At 53.2% G+C, this 14,506-nt stretch carries 11 protein-coding genes; 6 read left to right on the top strand and 5 right to left on the bottom strand.

All coding sequences use genetic code 11. The features are described from left to right. Positions 1–261 precede the first annotated feature (261 nt). The 3 genes from HF894_RS11665 to HF894_RS11655 all read left to right on the top strand — a co-directional run bounded on the left by HF894_RS11665 (position 262) and on the right by HF894_RS11655 (position 3,091). Positions 262–1,632, top strand: coding sequence for a tetratricopeptide repeat protein (locus HF894_RS11665; RefSeq protein WP_204972536.1), 1,371 nt, complete (start codon positions 262–264; stop codon positions 1,630–1,632). A gap of 71 nt (positions 1,633–1,703) precedes the next feature. After that, positions 1,704–2,717 (top strand): ATP-binding response regulator, encoded by a 1,014-nt coding sequence (locus HF894_RS11660; protein WP_204972534.1) that lies wholly within the window; start codon positions 1,704–1,706, stop codon positions 2,715–2,717. After that, positions 2,687–3,091, top strand: coding sequence for a helix-turn-helix domain-containing protein (locus HF894_RS11655; RefSeq protein WP_204972532.1), 405 nt, complete (start codon positions 2,687–2,689; stop codon positions 3,089–3,091). Before HF894_RS11660 ends, HF894_RS11655 begins: the two co-directional genes overlap by 31 nt. Positions 3,092–3,196: 105 nt before the next feature. Here HF894_RS11655 and lpdA read toward each other — a convergent pair whose 3' ends face one another. From lpdA to HF894_RS11635, 4 genes are all read right to left on the bottom strand, one after another. Next, positions 3,197–4,546, bottom strand: a complete 1,350-nt coding sequence (gene lpdA, locus HF894_RS11650) for a dihydrolipoyl dehydrogenase (protein ID WP_204972530.1) — start codon at positions 4,544–4,546, stop codon at positions 3,197–3,199. A gap of 28 nt (positions 4,547–4,574) precedes the next feature. Further along, entirely contained in the window at positions 4,575–6,473 is a 1,899-nt protein-coding gene (locus tag HF894_RS11645; RefSeq protein ID WP_204972528.1) for a TlpA family protein disulfide reductase, read from the bottom strand. 577 nt (positions 6,474–7,050) lie between these two features. Next, the gene (locus HF894_RS11640; protein WP_204972526.1) at positions 7,051–7,929 is read right to left on the bottom strand and encodes a DMT family transporter; all 879 of its coding nucleotides are present in this window, start codon (positions 7,927–7,929) and stop codon (positions 7,051–7,053) included. A gap of 11 nt (positions 7,930–7,940) precedes the next feature. Continuing rightward, positions 7,941–8,906 carry a DMT family transporter gene (locus tag HF894_RS11635; RefSeq protein ID WP_204969944.1) on the bottom strand — a complete coding sequence of 322 codons (966 nt, stop codon included), beginning with the start codon at positions 8,904–8,906 and terminating at the stop codon, positions 7,941–7,943. A gap of 195 nt (positions 8,907–9,101) precedes the next feature. Between HF894_RS11635 and leuS the strand changes: the two genes are divergently transcribed. The 3 genes from leuS to HF894_RS11620 are packed head-to-tail and all read left to right on the top strand — an operon-like array spanning position 9,102 to position 13,445. Next, positions 9,102–11,939 carry a leucine--tRNA ligase gene (gene leuS, locus HF894_RS11630; RefSeq protein ID WP_204972524.1) on the top strand — a complete coding sequence of 946 codons (2,838 nt, stop codon included), beginning with the start codon at positions 9,102–9,104 and terminating at the stop codon, positions 11,937–11,939. Between the two features lie 11 nt (positions 11,940–11,950). Then, positions 11,951–12,853, top strand: a complete 903-nt coding sequence (locus tag HF894_RS11625; protein WP_204972514.1) for a YitT family protein — start codon at positions 11,951–11,953, stop codon at positions 12,851–12,853. Between the two features lie 13 nt (positions 12,854–12,866). After that, on the top strand, positions 12,867–13,445 hold the full coding sequence (locus HF894_RS11620) for a non-canonical purine NTP diphosphatase (protein WP_204972512.1): 579 nt from the start codon (positions 12,867–12,869) through the stop codon (positions 13,443–13,445). A gap of 95 nt (positions 13,446–13,540) precedes the next feature. Here the strand turns inward: HF894_RS11620 and nadA are convergent, their stop codons facing one another. Continuing rightward, positions 13,541–14,500 carry a quinolinate synthase NadA gene (gene nadA, locus HF894_RS11615; RefSeq protein ID WP_394369849.1) on the bottom strand — a complete coding sequence of 320 codons (960 nt, stop codon included), beginning with the start codon at positions 14,498–14,500 and terminating at the stop codon, positions 13,541–13,543. Positions 14,501–14,506: the final 6 nt, after the last annotated feature.

The following is a 14,506-nucleotide window of genomic DNA, read 5'->3' as shown; positions in this document are numbered from 1 at the left end:
TGTCTGCCCGATTATAACATACGGCGCATGCAAAACATCAAACCGCTGAAAAACAACGTTTTGACATGCGCCGTATGTTATAGTCGCCCTCAAAGGGGCCGTCGGGGCCCGCCACCATCGTCCGGCCGGGGCGGCGGGCGGCGGGCGGAGGCGGAAGACGGGAGGCAGGAGAAAGGAAAATGTCAAAAAAAAAGCCCAAAGAATTTTGAAGTTGGCACAAAAGCCGTATCTTTGTTCTGCAAACCGCAAAGTCCTACCAATATGACACGTTACATCCCTATCATCACCGCCTTTCTGAAGCGCCCGCTGATGCTGGCGGCCCTCGTCTGCCTCCTCTCGTGCGGGGGGCGGCAGGAAGCCACGCCACCCGCCGACCACACCCTTGCAGACAGCCTCGTAGCCGCCTGCAAGGGTCTCGATGCCCTCCAGGACCTGCTGGCCCGCTTCGAGGCCGCCCACGACGACACGGGACGGATGAGGGCCCTGACGGAAATCGGCAAGATACACCGCGAGTCGTCCGACTTCAGTACGGCCGTCAACCTCCACGAAGAGGCTCTGACGCTGGCCAGGGAGCAGAAGGACACGGCCAACATCATCTACATACTGAACCAGCTCGGCACGGACTTCAGACGCCTGGGTATGCTGGACGAAGCCGCCGTCAGACACTACGAGGCCCTGAGCCACTGCGAGGCATTCGGCGACCGCTCGTCGGCCCGGGCGCTGAAAAGCAGGGCGGTGTCGCTCAACGGGATAGGCAACATCCAGCTCACCCTGCAGAACAACGACGTGGCCGAAAGCATCTTCCGGCAGGCCCTCGCCGTGGAGCAAAGCCTGAAGAGCCATCTGGGGCAGGCCATCAACTACGCCAACATCGGCTACATCAAGGAGGCATGCGGAGAAAGGGATTCGGCCTGGATCTACTACGGCTATTCCATGGAGCAGAACCGCCTGGCCGACTCCAGACTGGGCGTATCGCTGTGTTACAACCACTTCGGACGCCTGGCCGAACAGATGGGCGACTACCGCAAGGCGTTGGAATCGTACCAGAGCGCCTACGACCTGATGACGGGCGACAAGGACCGGTGGCACTGGCTGGAGTCGTGCCTCTCCATCGCCAAAGTCTATCTGGCCATGGGACAAAGCGGCCAGGCACGCCCCTACCTCGACGAGGGACTGAAAACGGCCACGGAAATCAAGTCGTGGGAACATCAGGCCGAGGCCTACCGCCTGAAGGCCCTGTTCGACGAGGCAAACGGCCACTACCGGGCAGCACTCGACAACCACCGGAAATACAAGGCCTACACCGACAGCCTGACCAACGAAAAGAAAATCAACCGGCTGAACAACCTCCGGCTGAAGTACATCACCGAAAAGGGGAACAAGGAGAAGGAAATCATCAGCCAGGCCTACAACGACGAGCAACAGCAGAAGCAGGTCATCCTCTACTCGCTCATCACGGTAATTCTCGTTTCGGCCGCGGCCATCTCTCTGCTCATCTATGCGCTGAGAGTGAAGGCCAAGATGCAGAACGTCATCAAGAAAGCCAGCCGGGCCAGGCAGGAGTTCTTCACGAATGTCACCCACGAATTCCGCACGCCCTCACCGTCATCCTCGGCAGCGCGCAGGAGCTGAAGGCGAAGGCCAGGACGCCGTCCGTCGAGCTGGACGCCATCTCGAGGCAGGGACAACGGCTGCTGACACTGGTGAACCAGCTGCTGGACATAGCCAAGGTGCGTTCGGCCATAGGCAAGGCCGACTGGAAAACGGGCAATATGGTGGCGTTCATCCAGATGGTGGTAGAGAACGTCAGCCTCCAGGCCGCCAGAAACCGGGTGGAAATCGGATATCGGCCGGAGGAAAAGGAAGTCAACATGGACTTCGTGCCCGACTTCATGTACAAAATCCTGACCAACCTCATCTACAACGCATTGAAGTTCACTTCCCAGGGAGGCCGGATAAGCATCCGCAGCCGAGTGGCGGGCAAGAGCATCAGGATAAGCGTAGAGGATACGGGATGTGGCATCAAGCCGGACGACCTGCCCCGCATATTCGAACTTTTCTTTCAGTCGGATGCGCATAAGGATGCCGGCACAGGCATCGGCCTGGCCCTGACCAAGCAGATGACCGAAGCCATGGGCGGCCGTATAGAAGTGTCGAGCAGGCAGGGGGAAGGTACCTTGTTCAGCCTGTCCATCCCCATAAGGCACGGTGGGGACAGACTGGAAAAATGGGTTCCCGAAGCGAAGGTGGCCGAGCACGAAGTTGCGGACAGCGAAGCCCCCAAGGAAACGGTCAACCAAGACGATGCCATCACCAAGGACGCAGACATCGCTCTGGTGGTGGAAGACAACGAAGACATCGCCCGCTACATCGGAAACATCATCAAGGACAGCTTCTCCGTCGTCTATGCCCGCAACGGAAGGGAGGGGCTGCTCAAGGCGAAGGAGTATGTACCGGACATCATCATTACAGACATCATGATGCCCGAATGCGACGGCCTGGAGATGACACGGGCCATCCGCCAATCGCCCCTCCTCAACCACATTCCCGTCATCATTGTCACGGCCAAAAGCGACGACACAAACAAGCTGGAAGGCCTCGACTGCGGAGCCGACGCCTATCTGATAAAGCCGTTCAATCCCGACGAACTGAAACTGAGAATCTGCAAACTGGTTGCCTACGCAGCATGCTCCGAGGGAAGTACAGCCAGCTGCTGATGGACGGCCGGGATATTTCAAAAGAGCCGGATGCACCGGAGCAGGAGAAGAACTTCCTCGCGGAACTGAATCGTTGCATCTCGTCCCACATCTCGCTTTCCAATCTGAACTCCGAAATGATTGCAAAAACGATGTGTCTGAGCAAATCCCAACTCAACCGGAAAGTGAAGTCGCTGACCGGCATGAGTACCTCGGCCTACATCAAGCAATTGAAGCTGGCCCGTTCCCAGATGTTTCTGAAGGATCCGGAGAAGACAATCGGAGACATCGTCATGATGTGCGGTTTCGAATCGGCCAGTTACTTCACCAAGATGTTCAAGGAGAAATTCGGCATCACTCCGTCGGAATATAAAAAGAATAACATGGAAACTTAAAAGAAGCCGGCTCAGAATGTCAGTACTATTCCACTCTGAGCCGGCTATTCTTGTTTGTTTTACGGTCAACGCAGTGTAAATCGACGCGCTACCAATTAGGAAAGGTTACAACGCTTCACGAAAGATCTCGCCCACCGTGGGATGCGGGAAGACTACCCTCTTCCATTCCTCGGCCTTGAGTTTCAGCTCGACGGCCATGCCGGCCAGGGTGATGATCTCGCTGGCGGGATTGCCAAGCACATGTGCTCCCAGAATGGTGTCGTCCTCGGCCAGGATGAGCTTGCAGAGGCCGTTCACGCCTTCGTTCTCGGCTACGAAGCGGCCGCTATAGGCCATGGGCAACTTGACCACACGGCAGGCGATGCCTTTCCGTTGCAACGACTCTTCCGTCTCGCCCACGCCCGCAATCTCAGGATTGGTATATACCACGCCGGGGATGGCGCGGTAGCTCATCGCGTCTTCCTTGCCTGCGATGTGGTTCACGGCCACTTCGGCCTCGCGTACGGCGGTATGCGCCAGGAGCGAGAAGCCCGTCAGGTCGCCGCAGACATATACGCCGGGCAAGGACGTCTGCATGTGTTCGTCCACCACGATGCTACCGCGTTCGGTCTTCTGCAGGTCGAGGTTTTCCAGCCCGAAGCCCTTCGTCACGGGGCGGCGGCCTACGCTCATCAGCAGCCGTTCGGCCACGACGGAGCCTACGCCTTCGGCGTTCTCATATCCCACCTGTACCTGCCCGCCTTCGGCCACGGCCAGCGAAACAACCTTCGTACTGAGCATGAATTTCACGCCGCGCTTGGCATAGTCGGCCCGCAGGAGGGCGGCGAGTTCCTTGTCCATGCCGCCCAGTATCTCGTCCACCATCTCGATGACCGTCACCTGCACGCCCAGGCTGTTGAAGAACGAAGCGAACTCCATGCCGATGACTCCACCGCCGATGATGGCCAGCGACTGGGGTAGTTCCTTGTTGTCAAGCGCGTCGCGATGCGTCCAGTAGGGCACGGTGTCCACACCTGCGATAGGCGGGATGAACGTTTCCGAACCCGTACAGAGCAGCAGGTTGTCGCACTCATAGACCTCTTCGCCACAGCGCACGTGGTTCTTGTCCACCACTTCGGCCGTGCCTGTCACGATCTTTACATTATGGGCCGTCAGCTTGGCCTTGACGCCCAGTACCAGCTTACGCACCACCTTCTGCTTGCGGGCGATGATTTTGGGCAGATCGAAGCCCACGTTCTCGACCGACACGGCATACTTCGACGCATGGCGCGCGCCGTCGTAGGTCTTGGCCGAATACAACAACGTCTTGGTGGGGATGCAGCCCTCGTTCAGGCAGACGCCCCCCAGGCTGTTTTTCTCGAAGAGTACAACGCTCAGTCCTGCCCGTCCGGCAGCTTCGGCGGCAGTATAGCCCGCAGGGCCTCCGCCGATAATGGCAACTTGATATCTTTCCATGGTGTTATTCTTTAATTTATATAGAGGATTACTCAATCATTCCCTTCAACGTATCCTTCATCTTCCCGTGGTCGCGGAAGTCGTTGCGGAGGCCGTACTTGCCCTGCTTGTCCACCAGCACATACGAGGGGATGCCGTCTATCTTGAACTTGTCGCAGAGGTAGGCCCACTGCTTGTCGGTGAGGCGGTAGTGCTTGCCCTTGATGTCGGGTATCATCTCCTTGTACTTGACGAGCGGGGAGGTCTGGTTGGCGATGTAGATCCAAACCAGGTTGTCACTCTTCAGCTCACCGTCCTTCAACGGCTCGTTGGCCTTGATAGCCATGCGGCAGGGCGCACACCAGGTATTCCAGAAGTCTACGAGGACGACCTTGCCCTTGTGGGGTGCGATGATGGCGTCGAAGAGCTTCTCCACAGGCACATCGGGCGTCTGCTCGATGACGGCTTTCCCTTCGACGGCCTTGAGCAGAGCCAGCGTGTTCTCCTGCATCTTCAGCAAGGCTTCGCGCCAGAAGGGGTTCTGCACGCCGTCCAGCGTCTGCAGGTCGGCTTCGGTGAGGGCGGCGTTCGAGGCTTTTTCTACCAGAGGCAACGCCAGCTTCAGTGCGGAAGCGAAGGTACCTTCCAGGCCCGCTTCCTTGGGCCATGCGATTCGGGGATTAGCTACAGCCGATGCATACTCCATCGCATGCTGCCCCATCAGCAACTTGGGGTCGGCAATGGAGAAGAGCTTGCACAGCTCCGCGCGGTTCTCAGCCGTCAGCAGGTCGATTTTGAGGCCCAGAGGTTTGGAGCGGTCCCACTGGTTATGTACGCTTCTGTAATTGTGTTCACGGAAGAAATCGCCTTGTGCCATGGCCTCGACCGCCTCCTGCTTCAGATTGATCAAGGCCAGTTCCTTGCCTGCGGGCGGCAGCTTGCTTTGGGCGATGCTGTCCGAGAGGGCCTGATAACGGCCGATGACATGCTTTGTGTATTCGGCAGCCGTCATCTTGTAGTCGGCAAACTCGCCTGTATATAAGTTCATACCATAATACTTATCCGAATACAAAGACGGCGCCGACAGGCCCGCGTATGTGCCCGAGAAGTAACAGAAAGGAATGGTCTCGAATGCCGGCAACTGTTTCTTTTCAGCCCGACGCTTCAGAATATACTGCCCGCTACGCCGCATATCCACGTAGAGGTCTATCTCCTCGCCCGGCGCCAGCCATATTTGTCCATTCACCATGCCCACGCTGACCAAAGCCTGTGCAGGTCCGTATTGCCAGAACTTGAATTCGGCCCTACCCGTTGCAGAGTCGATGGCGGCTGTATAGGGCTGCTGGCCGTTCATCAGTGTATTGAGGTAAATATTGGCTTCTTTGGCCAGCTCCTTCCGATAGCCTGAAAGGTGCATGTGTACCATCGTCTCGCCTATCTTGAATTGAGGCTCGGGCACAGCATCGGGGGCGGTTTCCGAAGCACGGATGACGTCGGCAGGGATGTCAGAAAGGCGGTTGAAAGCCTTCTTGCCCGTCAGGTCGACACCGAACAGCTTGAAGCAATCCTCGCAATCGCCCTCGATAAAGTCGAACGAGCGCGTGCCGCGCGGCAACGGTTCGAAGGTCAGCTGGAAAGAAGCCTCGCCCGACTTGGGCATCCAGAAGAGCGAATCGGCATCGATGCCTTCCGTGCCGGTCAAGGCATAGCGTTTGCCGTCAGCCAACAGGTAAGATTCGGAACTGATCCTGATCCAATAGCCCGGATGGAAATAGGCATCCGTATAGAGCACGGTGGTCGTGTCGTTCAGTTCGACTTTGGAAATGTCGAGCGTCATGGTGTTGGCCGACTCAATCAGAGGATTCTCCACGCATTTGTCCCGTTGCGTACACGAAGCGGCCAGCCACAGGGTTACAGCTGCCGTCAGAAAGGCAATCTTGTTGTGCATAATGGTTTCGATTTAATATTGCTACAAATATAATAAAGATTTGCTTGCCTCTGCCTCGAAAGCAAATAAAAATCGACTGACTTCGTCCACCGTCTATTGACAGATTGACACTTTGATTTTCAAACCGTTTGAGAATCGCTTCGTTCGGTCCAAAGGTAAGGCTGATGGCAACGAACGAAGTGTAAAACCGTTTATTTGCTCATTCTTAATTCGATAGCGAAATATTTACAAAAAAACTGGAAGAGAAACAAAGAAAAATGCCTGTTTTCGAAGACGAAAAAAGAGAATAAAAGACTAAAAGTATCTGTTTCTCATCGTAAAGTAGTACTTTATGAACGAAAACAGGCACTTTTCTGAGGGAAAACAAGCACATTTATAAGAGAAAATAAGGCCGAAAACCAAGAAAAACATCCCCAAAAACAGGAAAAAACAGGCTTTAAAAGCCCTCAAAGCCTTCTATTTCGTACTTTTTAAAAAACAAGAGTGTCAGCGAAAAGAAAGAATCGGCCACAGAAAGAAAGATAATATGCCCAAAATCGAGCAATCCGCTAAACCAACAAAAAGTTCATTCTTCCGCCTACTTCTTCCCTGCCAAATAGACGCCACACAATACGCAAGCCGCACCCAACAAAGCAACGGGTGTCAACGGTTCGCCCAAGAAAAGCAGGGCACCAATGGACGTAAAGATGGGGTTCAGGTAAATATAATTAGAAGCGCGAACGGTACCCAACTGCTTCAGAATGAAGTTCCACACCACGAAGCACACCAATGAAGCCAATACACTAAGAAACAGCAGGTTCATCCAGACGGCAGGCCGTGCGAATGCCTCCAATGGGAATTGCCAGGGACGCACCACGAAAGCAGGAAGAATGGTGAGTACCCCATAAAAGAAAACCTTGCGGGTAATGAAGACCGTGGAATAGCGGTCGGCCACCTGGCGCATAATCAAGCTATAGAAAGCCCAGCAAAGAGCAGCCGTCAACGAAAGCACATCGCCCAGAGGCGAAAGCTTCAACACGAAATTGCCGTTGAAAATGACCAATCCCACGCCCAGCAAAGCCAGCAACGAGCCGCATACCAACCGCCACGTAGCCCGCTCGCTCCGATAGAAAAGCCGAGCCAGCAACATAGTGAGCAGAGGCGTACTACAGACAATAAAAGCCACATTTGTGGTAAGCGTCACTTCGAGGGCAGTATTCTCCGTCAGAAAATAGAGCGAACCGCCCGTCACGCCCGCCAACAGCATCCAGCCTTCGTCGCGCCACGTGCGGCAAAGCAATGTTCGAGGCGAAATGAACCAAATACCCACGTAAGCTATGAGGAAGCGCAACAGGAAAATCTCCTGCGGCGTAAGTCCGTTCTCTATCAGCACACGGGTCGAAATGAACGTCATGCCCCAAATGCCTACCACCACGATGGCCGTCAAGTGCCACTTGAAATCCTTGCCGCCTTCCATTGCCCTCTCTCCTACTCTGCTTTTTTGTCCAAGTTTTTCGCCTGCTTTTCCGCCTTATAAGCTTCCATTTCGGCACGGCTCTTGCTGGAAGTCACCAGCCAGACACCACCGAAAATCATCACGACGGAAAGCATCTTCGTCAGATTAAAACTATCCATCCCCCAGCAGATGGCTACAATCGTGGCGACCAGCGGCTGGATATAGTTGTACATGCCTGCCACCGTCGGACGCAGGTTCTTCTGCCCTACAATAATCAAAATATAACTAAGAAACGTAGCACCCACTACTACGAAAAGGATGGAAGCAATGCGCGCTCCGTCGAGTGCCAACCAGTCGGTACTCAGAAGACTGTTGTATGAGAAAGGAAGCAGACAAATGAAGGCATAGGTAAACATCCATTTCATCACCGTCACGGCCGAATACTTGGCTACGAAATTTTTAAACAACACAAAATAAAAAGCATAACTGCACTGCGCCAAGAGTACAAACACATCGCCCAGCAGAGGATTATCACCCTTCGATGCCGAACTGGCCGCCGCCTGCGAACTTCCCAAGATAAGCAGCAACGCGCCCGATGCGCCCACGGCAATACCCAATATCTTCCGACCCGTGATGGGTTCCTTCAGGAAGATGGCCGCCAATATCATGGCGATGAGCGGCATGCTGGTCGTGATGATGGAAGCATCGACAGGCGAAGTCAGCCCTACGCCGAAGATATAGCTGCCCTGATTGAAGACAATAGCCAGGAGCGAAGCTACGAAAAGCTTCATCAGATCCTTGTGACCCACATGTTCAGGCTTTTGGAAAAAAGAAAAAATCCAAAAGAGAACCATCGCACCAAAGACGCGCAAGTCGGTCATCACCAGCGAACTGACCGCCCCTCCTATCATGACGAATTTGGCCAGCGGAGCCATCAATCCCCACATGCTGTTAGCCGCCAACATCGCGGCATGGCCTTTCATTTTTGATGTATCCATAAGTGAATATTTCTGTTTCGGGCGCAAAATTACGAGAAAAGTAAGCAACGTACGCCCGCAACCCAATGTTTTTTATCGGCTTGATGAGCAAATCTGAAAATAAACCTGTAAATTTGCAACGGTTTATTAACCGTATTATAAACCGAAAAAAGAAGATATAAACACGTTTTCAATAAATTATTAACAGACATCAGTATGGAATACAATTTCAGGGAGATTGAAAAGAAATGGCAGAAACGATGGGTGGACAACAAAACCTATCAGGTAACGGAAGACGATACGAAACAGAAATTCTATGTACTGAACATGTTCCCCTACCCCTCGGGTGCAGGTCTGCACGTGGGACATCCGCTGGGATACATCGCTTCGGACATCTACGCCCGCTACAAACGACTGCAAGGCTTCAACGTACTGAACCCTATGGGTTACGACGCCTACGGCCTGCCCGCCGAGCAGTATGCCATCCAAACTGGCCAACACCCTGCAATTACTACCGTCAACAATATCAACCGCTATCGCGAACAGCTCGACAAGATAGGCTTCTCGTTCGACTGGAACCGCGAAATACGCACTTGTGACCCCGAATATTATCACTGGACACAATGGGCTTTCCAGCAGATGTTCCAGAGCTACTACGACAACAAGTTGCAGAAGGCACAGCCCATCGCCCAGCTGGTGAAGGCTTTCGAAGCTAATGGTACCGAAGGAATCAACGCGGCTTGTAGCGAGGAACTGAGCTTTACGGCCGACGAGTGGAAGGCCATGAGCGAAAAGCAGCAGCAGGAAACGCTGATGAACTATCGCATCGCCTACCTGGGTGAAACGATGGTAAACTGGTGTCCTCAGTTGGGCACGGTACTTGCCAACGACGAAGTGGTGGACGGCGTATCGGAGCGCGGCGGTTATCCTGTTGTACAGAAGAAAATGCGCCAATGGTGTCTGCGTGTGTCGGCTTACGCCCAGCGTCTGCTCGACGGACTGGAGACCATCGACTGGACCGACTCGCTGAAGGAAACACAACGCAACTGGATTGGCCGCTCGGAAGGTACCGAAGTTCAGTTCAAGGTGAAGGACAGTGACCTCGAGTTCACCATCTTCACAACTCGTGCCGATACGATGTTCGGCGTAACGTTCATGGTACTGGCGCCTGAAAGCGAACTGGTTCCACAGGTGACAACCGAAGCCCAGAAGGCCGAAGTGGAAGCCTATCTGGACCGCACCAAGAAGCGTACGGAGCGCGAACGCATCAGCGACCGCAGCGTGACGGGTGTCTTCTCGGGCTCTTATGCCATCAATCCTTTCACGGGCGAGGCTGTGCCCATCTGGATTAGCGACTATGTGTTGGCCGGATATGGTACGGGTGCCATCATGGCCGTACCTGCCCACGACTCGCGCGACTACGCCTTTGCCAAGCATTTCGGTCTGGAAATCCGTCCGTTGGTCGAAGGTTGTGACGTTTCCGAGGAAAGCTTCGACGCCAAGGAAGGTATCGTCTGCAACTCGCCGAAGGCCGGCGCCACTTCCTATTGCGACCTGTCGCTGAACGGACTTACCATCAAGGAAGCCATTGCTGCTACCAAGAAATACGTCAAGGAACACCACCTGGGCCGCGTCAAGGTGAACTACCGCCTGCGCGACGCCATCTTCAGCCGCCAGCGCTACTGGGGCGAACCGTTCCCTGTTTACTATAAGGACAACATGCCCTACATGATTCCTGAAAGCTGCCTGCCTCTGGAGTTGCCCGAAGTGGACAAGTTCCTGCCTACCGAAACAGGCGAACCGCCATTGGGACATGCCACGAAGTGGGCTTGGGACACGGTGAACAACTGTGTCGTTGAGAACAGCAAGATAGACAACCAGACCATCTTCCCGCTCGAACTGAACACCATGCCGGGCTTTGCAGGCTCCAGTGCCTACTACCTGCGCTACATGGATCCGCGTAACCACACAGCACTGGTAGCCCCGAACGTAGATGCCTACTGGAAGAACGTGGATCTCTATGTAGGCGGTACGGAACATGCTACCGGCCACTTGATCTACTCCCGCTTCTGGAACAAGTTCCTGCACGACCTGGGTATCTCCGTTGTGGAAGAACCTTTCCAAAAGCTGGTGAACCAAGGTATGATTCAGGGACGAAGCAACTTTGTATATCGCATCAAGGATACCAACACCTTCGTGTCGCTGGGCCTGAAAGACCAGTACGACACTACCCCACTCCACGTGGATGTAAACATCGTGTCGAACGACGTGCTCGACGTGGAAGCCTTCAAGAACTGGCGTCCTGAATACAATACCGCCGAGTTTATCCTCGAAGACGGCAAGTATATCTGCGGTTGGGCGGTTGAAAAGATGTCGAAATCGATGTTCAACGTCGTAAATCCCGACATGATTGTCGAGAAATACGGTGCCGATACGCTGCGTATGTACGAGATGTTCCTCGGCCCTGTAGAACAGTCCAAGCCCTGGGATACGAACGGTATAGACGGTGTACACCGTTTCCTCAAGAAATTCTGGTCGCTCTTCTACGACCGCTCAGGCCAGTATCTCGTGACCGACGAAGCTGCCACGAAGGACGAACTGAAGTCGCTCCACAAGCTCATCAAGAAAGTGACGGGCGACATCGAGACCTTCTCGTACAACACCAGCATCAGCGCCTTCATGATTTGCGTCAACGAGCTTTCTTCCCTGAAGTGCAACAAGAAAGAAGTGTTGAACCAACTAATTATAGTACTGACTCCTTTTGCTCCCCACGTATGTGAGGAATTGTGGGAAACACTGGGCAATACAGATTCCGTATGCGACGCCCACTGGCCGGCCTACAACGAGGAATATCTGGTGGAAAACACCGTAAACTACACCATCTCCTTCAACGGAAAGGCACGCTTCAACATGGAATTCCCCGCCGATGCCGCTTCGGATGCCATCCAAGCAGAAGTGCTGGCCGACGAACGCTCGGCCAAGTGGATGGAAGGCAAGTCGGTAGTGAAAGTCATCGTCGTGCCGAAGAAGATTGTGAACGTGGTAGTGAAATAAATCAGTAAACTATGCATATCAGTAAACCAAGTAAAGCAGCATTGATGAGGGAGTTGAAAGACTATGTCATGATTACCCTCGGACTCATCAGCTATTCGCTGGCATGGGCAGCTTTTCTGATCCCCTACCAGATAACGACAGGTGGAACCACAGGTATCGGAGCCATCATTTATTATGCCACCGGCTTCCCCATCCAATGGTCCTACTTCCTCATCAATGCTGTACTGATGACTTTTGCCATCAAGATACTGGGTCCCAAATTCAGCATCAAGACGACTTATGCCATCTTTATGTTGACATTCTTTCTGTGGTTGTTCCAGAAGATTGTGAACGGTCCTGACGGCATACCGCCACAGATTCTGGGACCGGGACAGGACTTCATGGCCTGCCTGATCGGCGCATCGATGTGCGGTTTGGGCCTGGGTGTGGTGTTCAACTGCAACGGAAGTACGGGCGGAACGGATATCATCGCCGCCATCATCAACAAGTATCGCGACGTGACGCTGGGACGCATGATTATGGCTTGCGACGTGGTCATCATCAGTTCGTGCTACTTCATCTTCCACGACTGGCGCCGCGTGATATTCGGCTTTGTAACGTTGTTCGTCATCGGCTTTGTGCTCGACTACATTGTGAACAGTGCCCGCCAGTCGGTACAGTTCCTCATCTTCTCCAAAGAATACGAGAAGATAGCCGACCGCATCACCAAAGAAACCCATCGTGGCGTAACGGTGCTCGACGGTACAGGCTGGTACAGCAAAGGTCACGTCAAGGTACTGGTAGTCCTAGCTTACAAGCGCCAGTCGGTCGAAATCTTCCGCCTGGTCAAGGACATCGACCCCAATGCTTTCATCTCGCAAAGCTCGGTCATCGGTGTATATGGTGAAGGTTTCGACAAACTGAAAGGAAAATAAATTCTATCAAGATATGAAGAAATATGTCTTTGCAACCAACAATGCCCACAAGCTGGAAGAAGTGAAAGACATCTTAGGTGACAAGATAGAACTTCTCAGCATGAAGGACATCAACTGCCAGACAGACATTCCCGAAACGGCTGATACCCTGGCAGGAAACGCCTTGATAAAGGCAAGATACATTTACGAAAACTATCACATGGACTGCTTTGCCGACGATACTGGTCTCGAGGTGGAGGCACTGAACGGCGCTCCGGGCGTCTATTCGGCCCGCTATGCAGGCGATGCCCACAATTCCGAAGCCAACATGAAGAAGCTGCTTCAGGACCTGGAAGGCGTAGAGAACCGCAAGGCTCAGTTCCGCACCGTCTTTGCCCTGATCATCGACGGAAAGGAACATCTGTTCGAAGGCATCGTCAAGGGAGAGATTGTCAAGGCACGGAAAGGGACTTCTGGCTTCGGCTATGATCCAATCTTTGTACCCGAAGGCTATACCCAGACCTTTGCAGAAATGGGCAATGCCGAAAAGAACAAGATCAGCCATCGGGCCAAGGCTACGCAGAAGCTCTGCAAATTCCTGAAGTCCATCTGATGTAAGTTACTACACAGACTATATAAAAAAAGAGTGCCGACATAACCGAATGTCAGCACTCTTTTTTTATACATTACAACCTATTATTCAGAAAATTATAATCCCAGCTGTGCCGATATCTCGAGCATGCGCTTGATGGGACGGACAGCCTTTTCGGCAATGGCAGGATCGACGGTTATCTCGGGACTCTCGTCTTTCAGGCAGTTGTAAAGCTTCTCCAGCGTATTCAGACGCATGAAGTTGCATTCGTTGCATCCGCAGGTGCTGTCCATCGGAGGAGCAGGGATAAAGGTGGTTTGCGGACATTTTTTGCGCATCTCGTGCAGGATACCTGCTTCAGTAGCTACAATATATTCTTTTTCAGGATGAGCTACGAAATACTTCAGCAGGGCGGCGGTCGAACCTACGACATCGGCCAGTTTCAACACAGCCCCCTTACATTCGGGATGGGCCAGGATGACTGCCTGGGGATGCTGCTTCTTGATTTCAACTATCTTTTCAACTGAGAACTGTTCGTGTACATGGCAGGCTCCATCCCATACCAGCATATTACGACCTGTAACGGAGTTGATATAACTACCCAAGTTTCTATCAGGTCCAAAGATTATTTTCTCATCTTTTGGAAAGCTTTCTACAATCTGACGAGCATTAGTAGAAGTGACCACTACATCAGTCAATGCCTTGACGGCCGCCGTGGTATTGACATACGAAATAACAGTATAGCCCGGATGTTCCTTGACAAATTGTTCGAACTTATCGGCCGGACAGCTATCAGCCAGCGAACAGCCGGCGGCCATATCGGGCACCAGTACCTTCTTTTCAGGGCAGAGAACCTTGGCTGTTTCGCCCATGAAGTGAACGCCACACATCACAATGATGTCTGCCGTTGTCTTGGCAGCCTGTTGTGCCAACGCCAAGCTGTCGCCGATATAGTCGGCGATTTCCTGTATTTCACTGCGCTGATAATAGTGACCCATAATCAAGGCATTCTTCTCTTTCTTGAGCTGCTCAATGGCTTGTATCAGATTTTCCATAATCGTTAGTAATTTGTTCAGATGCAA

The sequence above is a fragment of the Caecibacteroides pullorum genome, from assembly GCF_019239235.1.
GTDB lineage: Bacteria > Bacteroidota > Bacteroidia > Bacteroidales > Bacteroidaceae > Bacteroides > Bacteroides pullorum.
This window is presented reverse-complemented; position numbering and strand designations above follow the sequence as displayed.